At 68.6% G+C, this 15,084-nt stretch carries 16 protein-coding genes; 9 read left to right on the top strand and 7 right to left on the bottom strand.

Going from position 1 to position 15,084, the window contains the following annotated elements:
- Positions 1 to 6 precede the first annotated feature (6 nt).
- The 5 genes from AQJ27_RS22140 (at position 7) to pstB (ending at position 4,842) form a co-directional block, all read left to right on the top strand.
- Positions 7 to 429, top strand: a complete 423-nt coding sequence (locus AQJ27_RS22140; protein WP_067371458.1) for an NUDIX hydrolase — start codon at positions 7 to 9, stop codon at positions 427 to 429.
- Between the two features lie 271 nt (positions 430 to 700).
- Positions 701 to 1,837 carry a phosphate ABC transporter substrate-binding protein PstS gene (gene pstS / locus AQJ27_RS22135; protein WP_067371456.1) on the top strand — a complete coding sequence of 379 codons (1,137 nt, stop codon included), beginning with the start codon at positions 701 to 703 and terminating at the stop codon, positions 1,835 to 1,837.
- A 103-nt stretch (positions 1,838 to 1,940) separates the two neighbouring features.
- Positions 1,941 to 2,951 carry a phosphate ABC transporter permease subunit PstC gene (gene pstC / locus AQJ27_RS22130; RefSeq protein WP_067371454.1) on the top strand — a complete coding sequence of 337 codons (1,011 nt, stop codon included), beginning with the start codon at positions 1,941 to 1,943 and terminating at the stop codon, positions 2,949 to 2,951.
- Complete coding sequence (gene pstA / locus AQJ27_RS22125) at positions 2,948 to 4,012, top strand: phosphate ABC transporter permease PstA (protein ID WP_067371452.1); 1,065 nt, start codon at positions 2,948 to 2,950, stop codon at positions 4,010 to 4,012. The genes pstC and pstA overlap by 4 nt, the downstream gene beginning before the upstream one ends.
- A gap of 53 nt (positions 4,013 to 4,065) precedes the next feature.
- The gene (gene pstB, locus AQJ27_RS22120; RefSeq protein WP_067371451.1) at positions 4,066 to 4,842 is read left to right on the top strand and encodes a phosphate ABC transporter ATP-binding protein PstB; all 777 of its coding nucleotides are present in this window, start codon (positions 4,066 to 4,068) and stop codon (positions 4,840 to 4,842) included.
- 708 nt (positions 4,843 to 5,550) lie between these two features.
- On the opposite strand, the gene AQJ27_RS22115 is transcribed toward pstB, so the two are convergent.
- Together AQJ27_RS22115 and AQJ27_RS22110 are read right to left on the bottom strand one after the other, a co-directional pair.
- Positions 5,551 to 6,549, bottom strand: coding sequence for an inorganic phosphate transporter (locus tag AQJ27_RS22115; RefSeq protein WP_067371449.1), 999 nt, complete (start codon positions 6,547 to 6,549; stop codon positions 5,551 to 5,553).
- 5 nt (positions 6,550 to 6,554) lie between these two features.
- Positions 6,555 to 7,175: a DUF47 domain-containing protein gene (locus AQJ27_RS22110; RefSeq protein ID WP_054232360.1), complete on the bottom strand. Its 621-nt coding sequence runs from the start codon at positions 7,173 to 7,175 to the stop codon at positions 6,555 to 6,557.
- Between the two features lie 209 nt (positions 7,176 to 7,384).
- On the opposite strand from AQJ27_RS22110, the gene AQJ27_RS22105 reads away from it, so the two are divergent.
- A complete protein-coding gene (locus tag AQJ27_RS22105; RefSeq protein ID WP_067371447.1) occupies positions 7,385 to 7,846 on the top strand; it encodes a metal-sensitive transcriptional regulator in 462 nt (153 codons plus the stop codon).
- Positions 7,847 to 7,888: 42 nt separating this feature from the next.
- Here AQJ27_RS22105 and AQJ27_RS22100 read toward each other — a convergent pair whose 3' ends face one another.
- The gene (locus AQJ27_RS22100) at positions 7,889 to 8,074 is read right to left on the bottom strand and encodes a hypothetical protein (protein ID WP_067371445.1); all 186 of its coding nucleotides are present in this window, start codon (positions 8,072 to 8,074) and stop codon (positions 7,889 to 7,891) included.
- 91 nt (positions 8,075 to 8,165) lie between these two features.
- The gene (locus tag AQJ27_RS22095; protein WP_067371443.1) at positions 8,166 to 9,005 is read right to left on the bottom strand and encodes an SCO4651 family lipoprotein; all 840 of its coding nucleotides are present in this window, start codon (positions 9,003 to 9,005) and stop codon (positions 8,166 to 8,168) included.
- Between the two features lie 117 nt (positions 9,006 to 9,122).
- Here AQJ27_RS22095 and AQJ27_RS57380 point away from each other — a divergent pair, with 117 nt between their 5' ends.
- Positions 9,123 to 9,296: a hypothetical protein gene (locus tag AQJ27_RS57380; RefSeq protein WP_167552122.1), complete on the top strand. Its 174-nt coding sequence runs from the start codon at positions 9,123 to 9,125 to the stop codon at positions 9,294 to 9,296.
- 191 nt (positions 9,297 to 9,487) lie between these two features.
- Complete coding sequence (locus AQJ27_RS22090; protein ID WP_067371441.1) at positions 9,488 to 11,074, top strand: FAD-binding oxidoreductase; 1,587 nt, start codon at positions 9,488 to 9,490, stop codon at positions 11,072 to 11,074.
- A 48-nt stretch (positions 11,075 to 11,122) separates the two neighbouring features.
- Here AQJ27_RS22090 and AQJ27_RS22085 read toward each other — a convergent pair whose 3' ends face one another.
- The 3 genes from AQJ27_RS22085 to AQJ27_RS22075 all read right to left on the bottom strand — a co-directional run bounded on the left by AQJ27_RS22085 (position 11,123) and on the right by AQJ27_RS22075 (position 13,962).
- On the bottom strand, positions 11,123 to 11,824 hold the full coding sequence (locus tag AQJ27_RS22085; protein WP_067371439.1) for a phosphatase PAP2 family protein: 702 nt from the start codon (positions 11,822 to 11,824) through the stop codon (positions 11,123 to 11,125).
- 190 nt (positions 11,825 to 12,014) lie between these two features.
- Positions 12,015 to 13,016, bottom strand: coding sequence for a C40 family peptidase (locus AQJ27_RS22080; RefSeq protein ID WP_067372383.1), 1,002 nt, complete (start codon positions 13,014 to 13,016; stop codon positions 12,015 to 12,017).
- Between the two features lie 187 nt (positions 13,017 to 13,203).
- Positions 13,204 to 13,962: a trypsin-like serine peptidase gene (locus AQJ27_RS22075; RefSeq protein ID WP_067371437.1), complete on the bottom strand. Its 759-nt coding sequence runs from the start codon at positions 13,960 to 13,962 to the stop codon at positions 13,204 to 13,206.
- Positions 13,963 to 14,229: 267 nt separating this feature from the next.
- On the opposite strand from AQJ27_RS22075, the gene AQJ27_RS22070 reads away from it, so the two are divergent.
- Positions 14,230 to 15,075 carry a helix-turn-helix domain-containing protein gene (locus tag AQJ27_RS22070; protein WP_067372380.1) on the top strand — a complete coding sequence of 282 codons (846 nt, stop codon included), beginning with the start codon at positions 14,230 to 14,232 and terminating at the stop codon, positions 15,073 to 15,075.
- Positions 15,076 to 15,084 lie beyond the last annotated feature (9 nt).

Genomic DNA, 15,084 nt, shown 5'->3' with positions numbered 1-15,084 from the left:
GGCCTGATGACCGAGGACACCTTCAAGGCCGTACGGGCGGCAGGCTGCGTCCTGTGGCGCCGCTCGCCACTCGGCGGTGAGCTGGAGATATGTCTCGTCCACCGGCCGAAGTACGACGACTGGTCGCATCCGAAGGGCAAGCTCAAGCGCGGCGAGGAAACGCTCGCGGGGGCACTGCGGGAGGTCCGGGAGGAGACGGGGTACACCGCCCTGCCCGGCACGGCCCTGCCCACCCTCCGTTATCCCGTCGCCGGCCGCCCCAAAGAGGTCCGCTACTGGGCCGCCGAGGCGACGGAGGGCCACTTCACTCCGAGCGACGAGGTCGACCGCATCCTGTGGCTCTCCCCCGCCGCGGCCCGCGACCGTCTGACCCAGCCCAGGGACGCCGATCTGGTTGACGCCCTGCTGAGTGTGCTGCACCTCACCTAAGCGAACCAATCGGCCATATGCGTGCACACCCGGTCACATGCAGTAACAACGATCGGGATCCCACCGTGTCCTCGACGTAAGCGTTCCGTGACCTCACCGCACCGCCCACAGGGGTTCACCCTCCGTTCACTTACGGCCATCGACGCCTTCACCTGATCTGCCTAATTTCGGCCTTACCCGGTGCGGAACGCCTCCTGCGTGTGGCCTCCGCATCACACACACCTCGCACGCCGCCAACCAGACGGCGGCTCCTGGAAGGAACACCCCAACAGTGAAGCTTCAGCGCAAGAACCGGCTTCGCGCCCTTTCGCTCGGTGCTGTCGCCGTCTCCGGCGCCCTGGCCCTCACGGCGTGCGGCTCCGACGACACCGGCACCAAGAGCAGCGCCACGGGCGGCGCGACGACGGGCTCCGCCAGCTCGATCAAGTGTGACGACGCCAAGGGCCAGCTGCTCGCCGACGGCTCGTCCGCGCAGAAGAACGCGATCGACGCCTGGGTCAAGGCGTTCAGCGCCGCCTGCTCCGGCGTGCAGATCAACTACAAGGGCGGCGGCTCCGGCGCCGGCGTCACCGCGTTCACCCAGGGCCAGGTCGCCTTCGCCGGCTCGGACTCCGCGCTGAAGCCGGAAGAGGTCGCCGCCTCCAAGAAGATGTGCACCGGCGGTGGCCAGGGCATCGACCTCCCGATGGTCGGCGGCCCGATCGCGGTCGGCTTCAACGTCCCGGGCGTCGACAAGCTCGTCCTGAACGCCTCGACGGTCGCCAAGATCTTCGACAGCAAGATCAGCAAGTGGAACGACTCGGCGATCGCGAAGCTGAACCCGGGCGTCACCCTGCCCGACCTCAAGATCCAGGCGTTCCACCGCTCGGACGAGTCCGGCACCACGGACAACTTCACCAAGTACCTGATCGCCGCGGCCCCCTCCGACTGGAAGTACTCCGGCGGCAAGGCCTGGCAGGCGAAGGGCGGCCAGTCCGCTCCGCAGTCCTCCGGTGTCGCCCAGCAGGTGAAGCAGACCTCCGGCGCCATCGGCTACATGGAGCTGTCGTTCGCCAAGGACGGCATCAAGGCGGCCAGCATCGACACGGGCGCCAGCGCCCCGGTCGACGCCACCGTCGAGAACGCCACCAAGGCCATCGCGGACGCCCAGGTCATCGGCACGGGCAAGGACCTCTCGCTCAAGCTGAACCGCGCCACCAAGGCCGACGGCGCCTACCCGATCACCCTGGTCACGTACGAGATCGTCTGCGACAAGGGCAACAAGTCGGACTCGCTGGCCGCCACGAAGGCGTTCCTGACCTACATTGCGAGCGAGGACGGCCAGAAGGTCCTCTCCTCCATCGACTACGCGCCGATCCCGGCCGACATCATCGCCAAGGTCCGCACCACCATCGCGGGCCTCAGCTAACCAAAGTGTGCGGCCCGGCCCCGGTTCGGGGCCGGGCCGCACCGTCCGGTGCACCGCCGCCAGGAGCCGCAACCAAGTACGGCTCTGCAGACCGGAGATCCCGATGGACATATCGACACAGAACACAGACGAAGCACCTCCCCCCACCTCCCAGCCTTCCGCGGCCCTGCAGAAGCGCGCGAGCCGCGGCGCCACCCGACCCGGTGACCGGATCTTCCTCGGTCTCTCCCGTGGGTCGGGCATCTTCCTGCTGGTGATCATGGCCGCCATCGCGGTCTTCCTCACCTATCGCGCCTCGCTCGCGATCAGCAAGGACCACGGCAACTTCCTCACCACCTTCGAGTGGAACACCAACACCATCCCGCCGGTCTTCGGCATCGCCGTCCTGGCCTTCGGCACGGTGGTCTCCTCGATCATCGCCATGGCCCTGGCGGTTCCCGTCGCGGTCGCCATCGCGCTGTTCATCACGCACTACGCACCGCGCAGGCTGAGCGGCCCGGTCGCCTACGTGATCGACCTGCTCGCCGCCGTGCCGTCCATCGTCTACGGCCTGTGGGGCGCGCTCGTCCTGGTGCCGCACATGAACGGCCTCTTCGGCTGGCTGGACAAGTACTTCGGCTGGACCGGCATCTTCAGCTGGCAGGGCGGCGCGCCCCGCTCGATGCTCACCGTCAGCATCCTGCTCGCGATCATGATCCTACCGATCATCACCAACGTGAGCCGCGAGGTCTTCCGCCAGGTCCCGCAGATGCACGAGGAGGCCGCGCTGGCCCTCGGCGCCACGCGCTGGGAGGTCATCCGCATGTCGGTGCTGCCCTTCGGCCGCTCCGGCGTCATCTCCGCGTCGATGCTGGGTCTCGGCCGCGCGCTCGGTGAGACAATGGCCGTCGCCACGGTCCTCTCGCCGACCTTCGACATCAACGCCAGCCTGCTCGACCCGGGCGGCGGCACCTTCGCACAGAACATCGCCAGCAAGTTCGGTGAGGCGACCGCGGACGGCCGTGACGCGCTGATCGCGTCCGGTCTGGTCCTCTTCGTCATCACCCTGCTGGTCAACGGCGCGGCCCGGGTCATCATCGCCCGTCGCGCGGAGTACTCGGGGGCCAACGCATGAGCCACTCAGCACCCGCCATGGGCAAGCGCCCCAGCACCCTGCGCGGCGCGACCCTGCCGAAGTGGTCCCCGTGGGCGATCGCCGCCGGCGCCGTCGTGCTCGCCGTGGTCATCGGCCTGGTCGGCGGTCTCGACAGCAAGGTCCAGTGGGGCCTGATCGCCGGAATCCTCTTCGTCCTCGGTACGTACGGCATCGCCGCGCGCGTCGAGGGCCGCCGTCAGGCCAAGGACCGCGTCGCGACCAGCCTCGTCTGGGTCTGCTTCCTCATCGCGGTCGTCCCGCTGGCCTCCCTGATCTGGACCACCGTCAAGCGCGGTGTGAAGGTCTTCGACATCTACTTCCTGACCCACTCGATGGGTGTGGTCGCGGACTCCGAGCCCGGCGGCGGCATCTACCACGCCATCATCGGCACGCTGGAGCAGGTCGGTCTCGCCACCCTGATCGCGGCGCCGATCGGTGTACTCACCGCGGTCTACCTGGTGGAGTACGGGCGCGGCAAGCTCTCCACGGCCATCACCTTCTTCGTCGACGTGATGACGGGCATCCCCTCGATCGTCGCCGGTCTGTTCATCCTGAGCCTGATGCTCATCCTGGACCTGGAGCCCTTCGGCTTCGCCGGTTCGCTGGCCCTGGCCATCCTGATGATGCCCGTCGTGGTCCGCTCCACCGAGGAGATGCTCAAGCTCGTACCGAACGAGCTGCGCGAAGCCTCCCTGGCGCTCGGCGTGCCCAAGTGGCGCACGATCCTCAAGGTGGTCCTGCCGACCTCGATCGGTGGCATCACGACCGGTGTCATGCTCGCCGTCGCACGCATCACGGGCGAGACCGCCCCGGTGCTGCTGCTGGTGTGGGGCACGAACTTCATCAACACCAACCCGTTCTCCGGGGCGCAGGCCTCGCTGCCGCTGTACATCTACCAGCAGTACGCGAACAGCGCCGGTTCGAACGCGGCGTACGACCGTGCCTGGGCGGCTGCGCTCGCCCTGATCGCCTTCGTGATGATTCTCAACATGGTGGCTCGCGGCATCGCCCGTTGGAAGGCACCGAAGACAGGTCGCTGACGCGGCCATATCAGCGACCAGCAGCATCCCCCTCGAAAGAAGCAGTGATTGACATGGCCAAGCGAATCGACGTAAGCGGTCTCACCGCCTACTACGGCTCCCACAAGGCGATCGAAGACATCTCGATGACGGTCGAGCCGCGCTCGGTGACGGCGTTCATCGGCCCCTCCGGCTGCGGCAAGTCGACGTTCCTGCGCACGCTCAACCGTATGCACGAGGTCACCCCCGGCGGCCGGGTCGAGGGCAAGGTCCTCCTCGACGACGAGGACCTGTACGGCCACGGCATCGACCCCGTCGCCGTGCGCCGCACGATCGGCATGGTCTTCCAGCGCCCCAACCCCTTCCCCACCATGTCGATCTTCGACAACGTGGCGGCGGGTCTGCGTCTGAACGGCTCGTACAAGAAGTCCGAGCTGAACGACGTCGTCGAGAAGTCCCTCAAGGGCGCGAACCTCTGGAACGAGGTCAAGGACCGCCTCAACAAGCCCGGCTCGGGTCTGTCCGGTGGTCAGCAGCAGCGTCTGTGCATCGCGCGGGCGATCGCGGTGGAGCCGCAGGTCCTCCTCATGGACGAGCCCTGCTCGGCCCTCGACCCGATCTCGACCCTCGCCATCGAGGACCTGATCGGCGAGCTGAAGGAACGCTTCACGATCGTCATCGTGACGCACAACATGCAGCAGGCCGCGCGCGTCTCCGACCGCACCGCGTTCTTCAACCTGTCCGCGGTGGGCCAGCCGGGACGGCTCATCGAGATCGACGACACGGAGCGCATCTTCTCCAACCCGTCGGTGCAGGCCACGGAGGACTACATCTCCGGCCGCTTCGGCTGAGCCGTTTCCCCCATACCCCTCGCGGTGCTGCATGGCGGTGCCACCGCGAGGACGAGAAGGGCCCGCCCCTGGCTCCCGGGGGCGGGCCCGCTCGTCTTCTGACGAGGTTCAGTCGGCGTCGGGGAGTCTTCCGACCACGGGCCGGTGAGACTTGCTCGCGCAGTCCCCCGCACCCCCAGAAGCGGGGCTCCGCCCCACATCCCCCGCCCACCCGAAGTCCTTTGACTGCCGGCCGGTGGGGGCTTGGCGCGCAGTTCCCCGCGCCCCTAAAAGCCTCGACCCGACCCGTACCACTCAGCCTGCCCGGCATGTGAGGACCAGGTCGGGGGCCGATGCCCCACACACCCGAAGTCCTATGACTGCCGGCCGGCGGGGGCTTGGCGCGCAGTTCCCCGCGCCCCTAAAAGCCTCGACCCGGCCCGCATCACTCAGCCTGCCCGGCATGTGAGGACCAGGTCGGGGGCCGATGCCCCACACACCCGAAGTCCTATGACTGCCGGCCGGCGGGGGCTTGGCGCGCAGTTCCCCGCGCCCCTGAAAGCCTCGACCCCGGCCCGTATCACTCAGCCCGTCCGGCGTTTGAGGACGAGCCCTTCGGGCGATCGGGGGTCCGGGGGCGGAGCCCCTGGCGGGGTTGAAGGGGCGGAGCCCCTGGGGATGGGTCGGGTAGGGGCGGCGGGGGCGAGAAGCGTTGGTGCGTCCGGCGTCCTACAGGAACGCCAGGTCCACGACCCAGAAGCTGGCGGCAGCCACCAACGCCGCGGCCGGCATCGTGATGAACCACCCCAGGACGATGTTCTTGGCGACACCCCAGCGAACCGCGTTCACCCGCTTCGTCGCCCCGACACCCATGATCGCCGAAGTGATGACATGCGTGGTCGAGATCGGCGCCTTGAAAAGAAACGCCGTGGCGAACATGATCGACGCCCCCGTCGTCTCCGCGGCGAACCCCTGCGGCGGATCCAGCTCAATGATCTTGCGCCCGAGCGTCCGCATGATGCGCCACCCACCGGCGTACGTCCCCAGCGACAGCATCACCGCACAGACGATCTTCACCCACACCGGAATCGGGTCGTCCGACTTCTGGACGTCGCCGATGACGAGCGCCATCACCACGACACCCATCGTCTTCTGGGCGTCCTGAAGACCGTGCCCGAGCGCCATCCCCGCCGCGGACACCGTCTGCGCGATACGGAACCCCCGCTTGGCCTTGTGGGGATTGGCCCGCCGGAACAGCCACATGATCGCGCACATGACCAGATAACCGACGATCAGACCGACGACCGGCGACAGGAACATCGGGATGATGACCTTGTCCACGACCCCGGACCACAGCACCTTCGTACCGCCCGCGAGCGCGGCCCCCACCAGTCCCCCGAACAACGCGTGCGAGGAGGACGACGGAAGCCCGAAGTACCAGGTGACCAGGTTCCAGACGATCGCCCCGACGAGCGCGGCGAAGAGGATCCCCATCCCCTTCGACCCCTCGGGCGTCGCGATCAGCCCCTTGCTGACGGTGTTCGCCACCCCGCTCCCGAGGAACGCACCGGCGAGGTTCATCACCGCGGCCATGGCGAGCGCGGCCCGCGGGGTCAGCGCCCGCGTGGACACCGACGTGGCGATGGCGTTCGCCGAGTCGTGAAAGCCGTTCGTGTACGTGAATCCGAGCGCGACCAGAATGGTCACGACCAGCGCAAAGGTGTCCACGAAGTTCAGGACTCCTTGACGGCGATGGTCTCCACCGTGTTCGCCACATGTTCGAACGCGTCGGCCGCTTCCTCCAGCACATCCACGATCTGCTTGAGCTTCAGGACCTCGATGGCGTCGTACTTGCCGTTGAAGAGGTGGGCGAGCAGCTTGCGGTGGATCTGGTCGGCCTGGTTCTCCAGCCGGTTGACCTCGATCCAGTACTCGGTGAGGTTGTCCATCGTCCGCAGGTTCGGCATGGCCTCGGCCGTCAGCTCGGCGGCCCGCGCCAGTACCTCGATCTGCTGTTCCACACCCTTGGGGAGCTCTTCGACCTGATACAGCACGACCAGGTCGACGGCCTCCTCCATGAAGTCCATGATGTCGTCGAGGGACGAGGCCAGGTTGTAGATGTCCTCGCGGTCGAACGGCGTGATGAAGGAGGAGTTCAACTGGTGGAAGATCGCGTGAGTGGCGTCGTCACCGGCGTGTTCGGCGGCCCGCATGCGCTCTGCGATCTCGGCCCGGGCGGAGGCGTCCGCCCCGAGCAGTTCCATCAGGAGTTTCGAGCCCGTGACGATGTTGTCCGCGGAGGCGGAGAACATGTCGTAGAAGCTCGTCTCCCTGGGGGTCAGACGAAAGCGCACTTGGGGTCCTCGGGGTCCTTTTGTTCGGTCAGGCTGATGCTAGGCGCATCATCCGGCCACGGCTAACCGGCCGTCCCCCAGTGTCGCCCATCAGGCACAGTGATCAGCACAGGGTCCGGTCCCGGCATCCGGCAAGGGCCCTATACCCAGCAAAGTTCGTTACCATATACCCGCCAGGGGTATATATACCGGACCATCAGGAGGACGCGATGACGACCACCGAGGCCGGCGCGACGGCGCCCTCCGACAGGGCCGAAACGGTTCAGGAGGTCCCGGACATTTCGAACATCCAGACCCCCACCGATACCGAGGAAGTCGGAAGCGAGGGAGCTGGAAGCGAGGAACTCGGGAGCGAGGCCGGAGGCGTCGTGACCGACCACGACCGCGGCATCCACGGCTACCACAAGCAGAAGGCCGAACACCTCAAGCGCCTGCGCCGCATCGAGGGCCAGATCCGCGGCCTGCAGCGAATGGTCGACGAGGACGTCTACTGCATCGACATACTCACCCAGGTCTCCGCCTCCACGAAGGCCCTCCAGTCCTTCGCGCTCCAGCTCCTCGAGGAACACCTGCGCCACTGCGTCGCGGACGCGGCCCTCAAGGGCGGCGAGGAGATCGACGCGAAGGTCGAGGAGGCCACGAAGGCCATCGGCCGCCTGCTGCGCACATGACGCAAACGCACGGGGACGCCGAAGTGCGCACGTGAAGCGGGCCTACTCCCCCGTGCCGCTCCCCCGGGTGCGCTCTTCGGCCACCTTCAGTACCTCGTCGATGCTCTCCAGGCTGAGCCGCTCCTCGTGGGCGGCCGAGGCCGCGATGATCAGGTCGCCGCACAGCTCGATCTCGGCGAGGGCCACGTGGTCCTGAACTGCCGTACCGCCGACCGGAGCCACGTGCATCACCTCTTCCTGCCGTCACCGACTTCCTAGGGTAGGGAGCGGCCTACACACCGCGCATGGCACGGAAGGGCCATTTCCAGCCCCCAACCGTCTACGGCTCCGCGATCTTCCCCGCGAAGATGTCCTCGGGTTCCGGAAGCCGTACGTGGGCGGGGACCCCGAAGTCGTACAGCAAGGTCGTCGAGGCGACCGCGACGGTGCCCTTCTGCCGCCCGTTGATGAAGCTGAACCGGTTCCGGAGCTTGCGGACGCGCCCCTGGTCGTCGAGATAGGCGTCGAACGGGACTTCGGCGGTCGCGAACCCCTTCGCCGCCGCCGCGAGTGCCTTCCGGTTCCCCCGCGAGGCGCTCCGCGCTGCGATGTCCAGGTCGGCGGTCCCGCGATAGTGCCGCACCGGCGTCCCGGCCACCTCCGTCCTCCCCATGTACGTCGCCGTCCGCGCCCCCCGCAACAACTCCGCGGCGGCGAACGGGTCGGTGGCGCCGCCGGTCACGAGGTTCCCGTCGGAGAGGGTGGCCGTGTCGACGCGCACCCATTTGTCGGCGGGGACACCGGCACCGCGGTTCTTCATGAACAGGGCACCCGGGGCGAGGAGTTCGGTGATCGGCCGGTGCTCGACGGCACCCGCGGGATCCTGCGGCAGCAGCACCTTCAACTGCCCCAGCTGCTTCTTGAAGTCGTAGACACCCTGGCCGCGGATGGTGACCCGGGTCCCGCCGGTGGCCATCTCCATCGACGTACGGGTCTTGGCACTGCCGGCGCGCTCCAGTGTGGCGGCGGCCCGGTGCAGTACCTCGACGGAGGTGACGCCCTCGCGCGCGTCCTCGGCACCGGCCCGGCCGACGGAACATCCGCCGACGCAGACCATGAGCCCCGCCATCGCGACCGCGACGACGCCCGTGCCCGTCCGACTCTGCTGCTGCGCCACCATCGTCCGCCGACCCCCAGCCGGTCCGTCCCGGGCCTCCTGTCGTTCCGGTTAACGACGGGTAGGGACGGCCGTCACGCGGGGGCGATTCATTTGCTTGCCTTGGGTAACGTTGTCGGTGTGGCGCAACCGGAGGAGACCCATCCCGTCCAGGAACACCGAACGACGACGATCGAGCAGGGTCGCTTCTGTCTGGCGCGCTGCACCTGCGGCTGGCGAGGCCCGGCCCGCCGCGCCCGCAGCCTGGCCCGCACCGACGCCGAGGGCCACTTGGTGCACACGCCGCTCACATAGCGCCCCAAAAGCGGCGTGACCAACCTCTCGCCCACGCGCGGCCAAAAAGGCCCAGACCAGGTTCAAGATGGGGGCGAGATCCGCGCGGGATCACGGCCATGTCCCGGTTCCGTCCCGCGCCCGCCCGCCGCGGAACCCCCAGGACCCGGCACACGTCTCGTCCCACGCACGGGAAGCAACGGGAGGCGCACATGCAACGGCGTACGTTCATAGGTGGCGGCGCGGCCGCGCTCGCGGCGGCGGCCACGGCCGCGTGCAACGGCAAGGGCAGCGGGGGCAAGGCGGCGGCCACGGACACGGCCGGCGCCTCCATCCACACGGCCACCACCAGCACGGGCACGAGCAGCACGGGCAGCGGCCTGGCCGCCCACGCCGCCGCCAACTGGACGGCCCTCGCCAAGGACCTCGACGGCTCGCTGGTGCGACCCGGCGACCGCAGCTGGTCGACGGCCCACCAGCTGTACAACACCCGCTTCGACTCCCTGAAGCCCACCGCCGTCGCGTACGTCGCCCACGCGGACGACATCCGTACGACCATGGCCTACGCCCGCGCCCACAACATCCCGCTGTCGATCCGCAACGGCGGCCACTCCTACGCGGGCTGGTCCTCCGGGAACGGCCGCCTGATCCTGGACGTGTCCAAGCTCAACACCATCCGGGCGTCCGCGAACGAGGCGGTGGTCGGCGCCGGATCCAAGCTGATCGACGTCTACCGGGCGCTCGCCGCGAAGGGCGTCACGATCCCGGCCGGTTCCTGCCCGACCGTCGGCGTCTCCGGCCTGACCCTCGGCGGCGGCCACGGTGTCGTGTCACGGGCGTACGGCCTGACCTGTGACAGCCTCACCCAGGCGACGCTGATCACCGCGGACGGCAAGCAGCTCGTGGCGAACGCGAGCGAGAACAAGGACCTCTTCTGGGCCCTGCGCGGCGCCGGCAACGGCAACTTCGGTGTCGTCACCGAGCTGCGCTTCAAGACCCACGCCGCCCCGCAGGCCGTGTCGGCGTACATGACGTGGCCCTGGGCGAAGGCCGCCGCCGTGGTGAAGGCCTGGCAGGAGTGGGGCCCCAGCCAGCCGGACGAGATCTGGTCCTCGCTCCACCTGGAGAACGGCAGCGGCACGCCCACCGTCGCCGTCGCCGCCTTCTCCCTGGGCACCTACGGCGAACTCCAGAACGCCGTGGACCGCCTGGCCACCAAAGTCGGCGGCCCCGCGCGCAGCGTCTCGCTCAAGAAGCACTCCTACAAGGAGTCGATGGAGGCGTACGCGGGCTGCTCCTCGTTCCCCACCGACGCCCAGTGCCATCTGCCGGGTTCGACGCCGGGCCGTTCCGCGCAGGGCGCCCTCGGTCGTGAGACGTACGCGGCCCGCTCGGACTTCTTCGACCGCTCGATCTCCGCGGCCGGCATCCAGACGCTGCTGCACCAGATCTCCTCGGTCCGCGGCGGCGCGGGCAGCATCGCGCTCACCGCACTGGGCGGTGCGGTCAACCGGGTCTCGCCTACCGCGACGGCGTTCGTGCACCGGCGTTCGCGCATGCTCGCCCAGTACATCGCCTCCTGGGGCGCCGGCGCCTCCGGCACCACGGTCCAGTCCTGGCTGACCTCCGCCCACTCTGCGATGGCCCCCTACGCCTCCGGTGCCGCCTACCAGAACTACACGGACGCGAGCCTCACCAACTGGCGCAAGGCGTACTACGGCGACGCGGCGACCCGCCTCGCGGCCCTGAAGAAGCAGTACGACCCGAACCGCTTCTTCACCTTCCCCCAGGCGCTCTGAGCGCCCCGTAAGGGGAAGCACCCCGAGATCACCCTGTCGGGGGAGCGCCTACGCCGCGAGGTCAGGCTCCTCGGGGCGCTCCACCCGCGCCCCGGGAATCAGCGCCTCCTGCCCCGCACGCCCCACGCTCCGCGCCTGGATCAGCCATCCGGCGCGCCGCGAGCGCTCCACGGCCTTCGTCACCGGGGTCAGCAGGGCCATGGCGAGCGGGGACAGCAGCAGGGCGACGGCGGTGCCGAGGGCGAAGCCGCCGATGACGTCCGTCGGGTAGTGCACGCCCATGTAGACCCGGCAGAAGCCTTCGAGCAGCGCGAGCCCTATCCCGACGAGCCCGAACTTCCGGTTCGCGACGAACAGCCCGACGCCGATCGCCATGGTGAGCGTCGCGTGGTCGCTGACGAAGGAGAAGTCGGTCTTGCCGCTGACCAGGACGTCGAGCCCCTGGTGGTCCACGAAGGGGCGGGGCCGCTCCACGAAGCCCCGTATCGGCACGTTCACCAGCACCGCGACGCCGGCCGCGAGCGGCGCCCAGACGAGCGCGGCCACCGCCGGGGCGGCGTTCTCGTCACCGCGCCGCCGCACGGTCCACCAGCACCACAGCACCAGCAGAACCATGGCGAGCAGCAGCCCGTACTCGCCGACGAACTCCATGCCGCGGTCGAACCAGTGCGGCGCGTCCTTGGCGAGGCCGTTGATGTCGTACAGCAGGTCCACGTCGGGGTTCGAACCGGATTCGGCGAGTCCAGCCATGGTGCTGCGGCCCCTTCGTCGTCTTTCCGCGGGCGCAGCCTTTCGTGCTCCGCCCGATCCACCCCCGTGGTCGTAGATCGGCTCTACGTCAACAGGAACGCACATTCCCCTTCAGTACGTTCCACCCTCCACCGAATGATCACGCAGACGTTATCGAAGAGAGATACATCGCCGCAGCTCAGGGGTGGGATCAAACCGTCGTCGGCAACGCTTTCGCGCCATCCTCGGTCACGCGCGTGGCGCCGAAGTAGTCGGGGGTGTCGACGGGGTCGAAGCGGATGACGGCACCCGTTCGCGGTGCGTCGATCATGTACCCGCCACCCACGTAGATACCGACGTGCCGAATGGCCCGTGAGTTGGTGAGGTCGTCGGAGAAGAACACCAGATCGCCCGGAAGCAGTTCCGCGCGCGCGGGGTGCGGTCCGGCGTTGTACTGGTCGTTGGCGACGCGCGGCAGGGTGACTCCGACGCTCTCGTACGCCGCCTTGGTCAGACCCGAGCAGTCGAAGCGTCCGCCCTGGTCAGCGGTTCCGTTGCCGCCCCACAGGTAGGGCGTGCCGAGCTTCTTCTGCGCGTAGTAGATCGCCGCGGCGGCCTGCTGCGAGGGATCCACCCGGCTCACCGGCCGCGCGAAGCTCTTCGCCAGAGTTGTGATCGTCTTCACATAATTCTGGGTCTCCTTGTACGGCGGCACGCCCTCGTACTTGATGACCGCGTAGGCCCCCGCGTTGTAAGCGGCGAGCATGTTCTCGGTGGTGTTCCCGGGCGCGTCCTTCACATAGGACGCGAGCTTGCAGTCGTAGGAGGCGGCCGACGGAATCGCGTCATTCGGGTCCCATACGTTGCGCTTGCCGTCCCCGTTGCCGTCGATTCCGTGCGTGGCCCAGGTGCCGGGGATGAATTGCGCTATGCCCTCGGCCGCTGCCGGACTCTTGGCGTTCGGGTTGAATCCGCTCTCCTGATACAGCTGTGCGGCGAGCAGCGCCGGATTGATCGCGCTGCACAGATTGCCCCACTTCTGCACGAGCGTCTGGTACGCGGCCGGCACGGCACCCTTGGCGAGCCCGACCGATCCGCCGCCGACCCCGTTGGCGAGGTTCCCGGCCACCATGTAGACGCCGACGACCAGCGCCGACATGAAGGCGAGCCCCACCCCGGCGACGGCGGTCACCACGACCCACGTCTTACGCACCGTCAACCGCCCCTCGCCGCCCGGGAGTCCGCCGGACGTCAGTCTAGAGGCGACCCCTGTGCGGGGAAACGATCACACACGACAAGAAACGGGCGCGAAGTGCGCCCCGAACCCTTACCGCGCGCCCCGACCCCCTACCGCGCTCCCCGAACCCGCCCCGCGCACATCGAACCCGCCCCGCGCTCCCCTAACCCGCCTTGCGCGCCGCCTTGTACAACTTCGCGGCCTCTTCCCCGAGGACGACGCTGAACGAGACGTCGTCGGTGTCTCCGCCCGCCTCGTGGCCGCCGATGACCCCGACGACCTGCCCGTCGCCGTTCACCCAGGGGCTGCCGCTGGTGCCGCCGGCGAAGGCGGGGCACTCGATGCGCTGCTGGGTGCGGCTGTGGACGGTCGGTTTGTTCGTACAGATGATCGGCGCGTCGAGGGTGCTGGGGTAGCCGGTGACCGTGACGGCGGTGGCCCCGGTCTCCCGCCCCGTCGCGAGGGCGTTCCCGCCGACGACGTCCTCGATGCCCTTCGCGCCCCGCTTGGCGACCTCGGCGAAGGCGACGTCACTGTCCTCGTCCTGACCGCCGGTCCAGGCGTCACCGACGTAGGTCTTCTTGACGTCCCAGATCCCGTACGGCGCCTTGCCGTCCCGATAGCCCGGGACAAACCGCAACTTTCCGCCCCCGTCAAGACAGTGTGCGGCGGTCACCAGAAGGTCCCGCCCCTCGCTGTGCACGACCGAGGCGGTGCAGAAGTGTCCGCTCAGGCCGTCACCTGCGCCGAACAAGGCGCCCACACGGGCGCTCGCCTTGTTCGTGTCGGCCTGCACGGTCACGCCGAACGGCCCGGGGCCGTCATCGGCGGACGCCACGGACGCGGACGTGACGGCCAGCGTCACGACCACGACGAACAAAGCGTTCCGCCGGTTGCCAGGGGGACGAGTGGTGCGCTTCATCGGTTCACACTCTGGCCCACGGAATTAAGAAAAATCCTGGAACCACACTGAGAATCTCCTATGAGTCACCGGTGGGAGCCAACGGAGTCACAAGGCAGGTCCACCGTACGGCCCATCCCCGGCCCTCGCACGCACACTCGACGCTCCGAACTGCCCACAGCCTGTGGACGAACACGGCGAACGGTGAACACATTCACCGGCCGGCAGGGATCGCGTTCACTATCATTCGTGCGAGCGACCGGCGACAGCCAGGAGACGGAGGAGCCCGTGAGGAGCAACCCGACGGGTCGCCAACTCCGCTTCGGCGCGGAGCTGCGCAAACTCCGGGAGCGCGCGGGCCTGACCGCCACCGGGGCCGGTCAGCTCATGGGCATCAAGCAGACGCAGGTCAGCAACATGGAGGCCGGGCGCGTGGGCGTGAGCGCCGAACGGGTGCGCGCGCTCGCCGGCCACTACGACTGCTCGGACGAGGCCCTCGTCGACGCGCTCAGCGCCATGACCACCGAGCGCTCGCGCGGCTGGTGGGAGGAGTACCGCGAGATCCTGCCCGCCGCGCTGCTGGATCTCGCCGAGGTGGAGCACCACGCCGGGCGGCTGCGTACCGCGGTCACGATGCACATCCCGGGCCTGTTCCAGACCACCGATCACGCCCGTGAGCTGTTGCGGCACGTCGTGCCCGAACTCTCACCACCGGAAATCGAGCACCGGGTGTCGTTCCGCGTCAAGCGCCAGACCGTCCTCTTCGCAGACGCCCCAACCGCTCTGGTGGCGGTCGTCCACGAGGCGGCCCTGCGCATGCGGTTCGGCGGCCTCACCGTGGCCACGTCCCAGCTGCGGCACCTGCTGGACATGAGCGAGCGGGACCACATCACCCTCAGGGTGCTCCCGTTCGCCACCGGATCCTTCCCCGGCTCCGGCCAGTCGGTCTTCTACGCCGGCGGACCGGTCCCCCAACTCGACACCGTGCGCCTCGACCAGTCCCACGGCCCGGTGTTCCTCGACGCCGAAGCCCAGTTGCGGATGTACCGCGCCCTCCTCGACCGGATGGAATCGGTGTCCCTCGACCCCGAGGACTCGCGAGACTTCATCCACAAGCTGATCCACGACCTGTGAAAAGGAAGG

Origin of the sequence: Streptomyces olivochromogenes (assembly GCF_001514115.1) — a bacterium.
Lineage (GTDB): Bacteria > Actinomycetota > Actinomycetes > Streptomycetales > Streptomycetaceae > Streptomyces > Streptomyces olivochromogenes.
The sequence above is the reverse complement of the archived record's forward strand: the minus strand, read 5'-3'. Positions and strand labels throughout refer to the sequence as shown.

Excerpts from the sequence above, each read along its gene's own strand:
- pstB (WP_067371451.1), top strand. The coding sequence starts at position 4,066 with ATGGCCAAGCGAATCGACGTAAGCGGTCTCACCGCCTACTACGGCTCC.
- AQJ27_RS22105 (WP_067371447.1), top strand. The coding sequence starts at position 7,385 with ATGACGACCACCGAGGCCGGCGCGACGGCGCCCTCCGACAGGGCCGAA.
- AQJ27_RS22140 (WP_067371458.1), top strand. The coding sequence starts at position 7 with ATGACCGAGGACACCTTCAAGGCCGTACGGGCGGCAGGCTGCGTCCTG.
- AQJ27_RS22085 (WP_067371439.1), bottom strand. The coding sequence starts at position 11,824 with ATGGCTGGACTCGCCGAATCCGGTTCGAACCCCGACGTGGACCTGCTG.
- AQJ27_RS22100 (WP_067371445.1), bottom strand. The coding sequence starts at position 8,074 with ATGCACGTGGCTCCGGTCGGCGGTACGGCAGTTCAGGACCACGTGGCC.
- AQJ27_RS22090 (WP_067371441.1), top strand. The coding sequence starts at position 9,488 with ATGCAACGGCGTACGTTCATAGGTGGCGGCGCGGCCGCGCTCGCGGCG.
- pstA (WP_067371452.1), top strand. The coding sequence starts at position 2,948 with ATGAGCCACTCAGCACCCGCCATGGGCAAGCGCCCCAGCACCCTGCGC.
- AQJ27_RS22095 (WP_067371443.1), bottom strand. The coding sequence starts at position 9,005 with ATGGTGGCGCAGCAGCAGAGTCGGACGGGCACGGGCGTCGTCGCGGTC.
- pstC (WP_067371454.1), top strand. The coding sequence starts at position 1,941 with ATGGACATATCGACACAGAACACAGACGAAGCACCTCCCCCCACCTCC.
- AQJ27_RS22075 (WP_067371437.1), bottom strand. The coding sequence starts at position 13,962 with ATGAAGCGCACCACTCGTCCCCCTGGCAACCGGCGGAACGCTTTGTTC.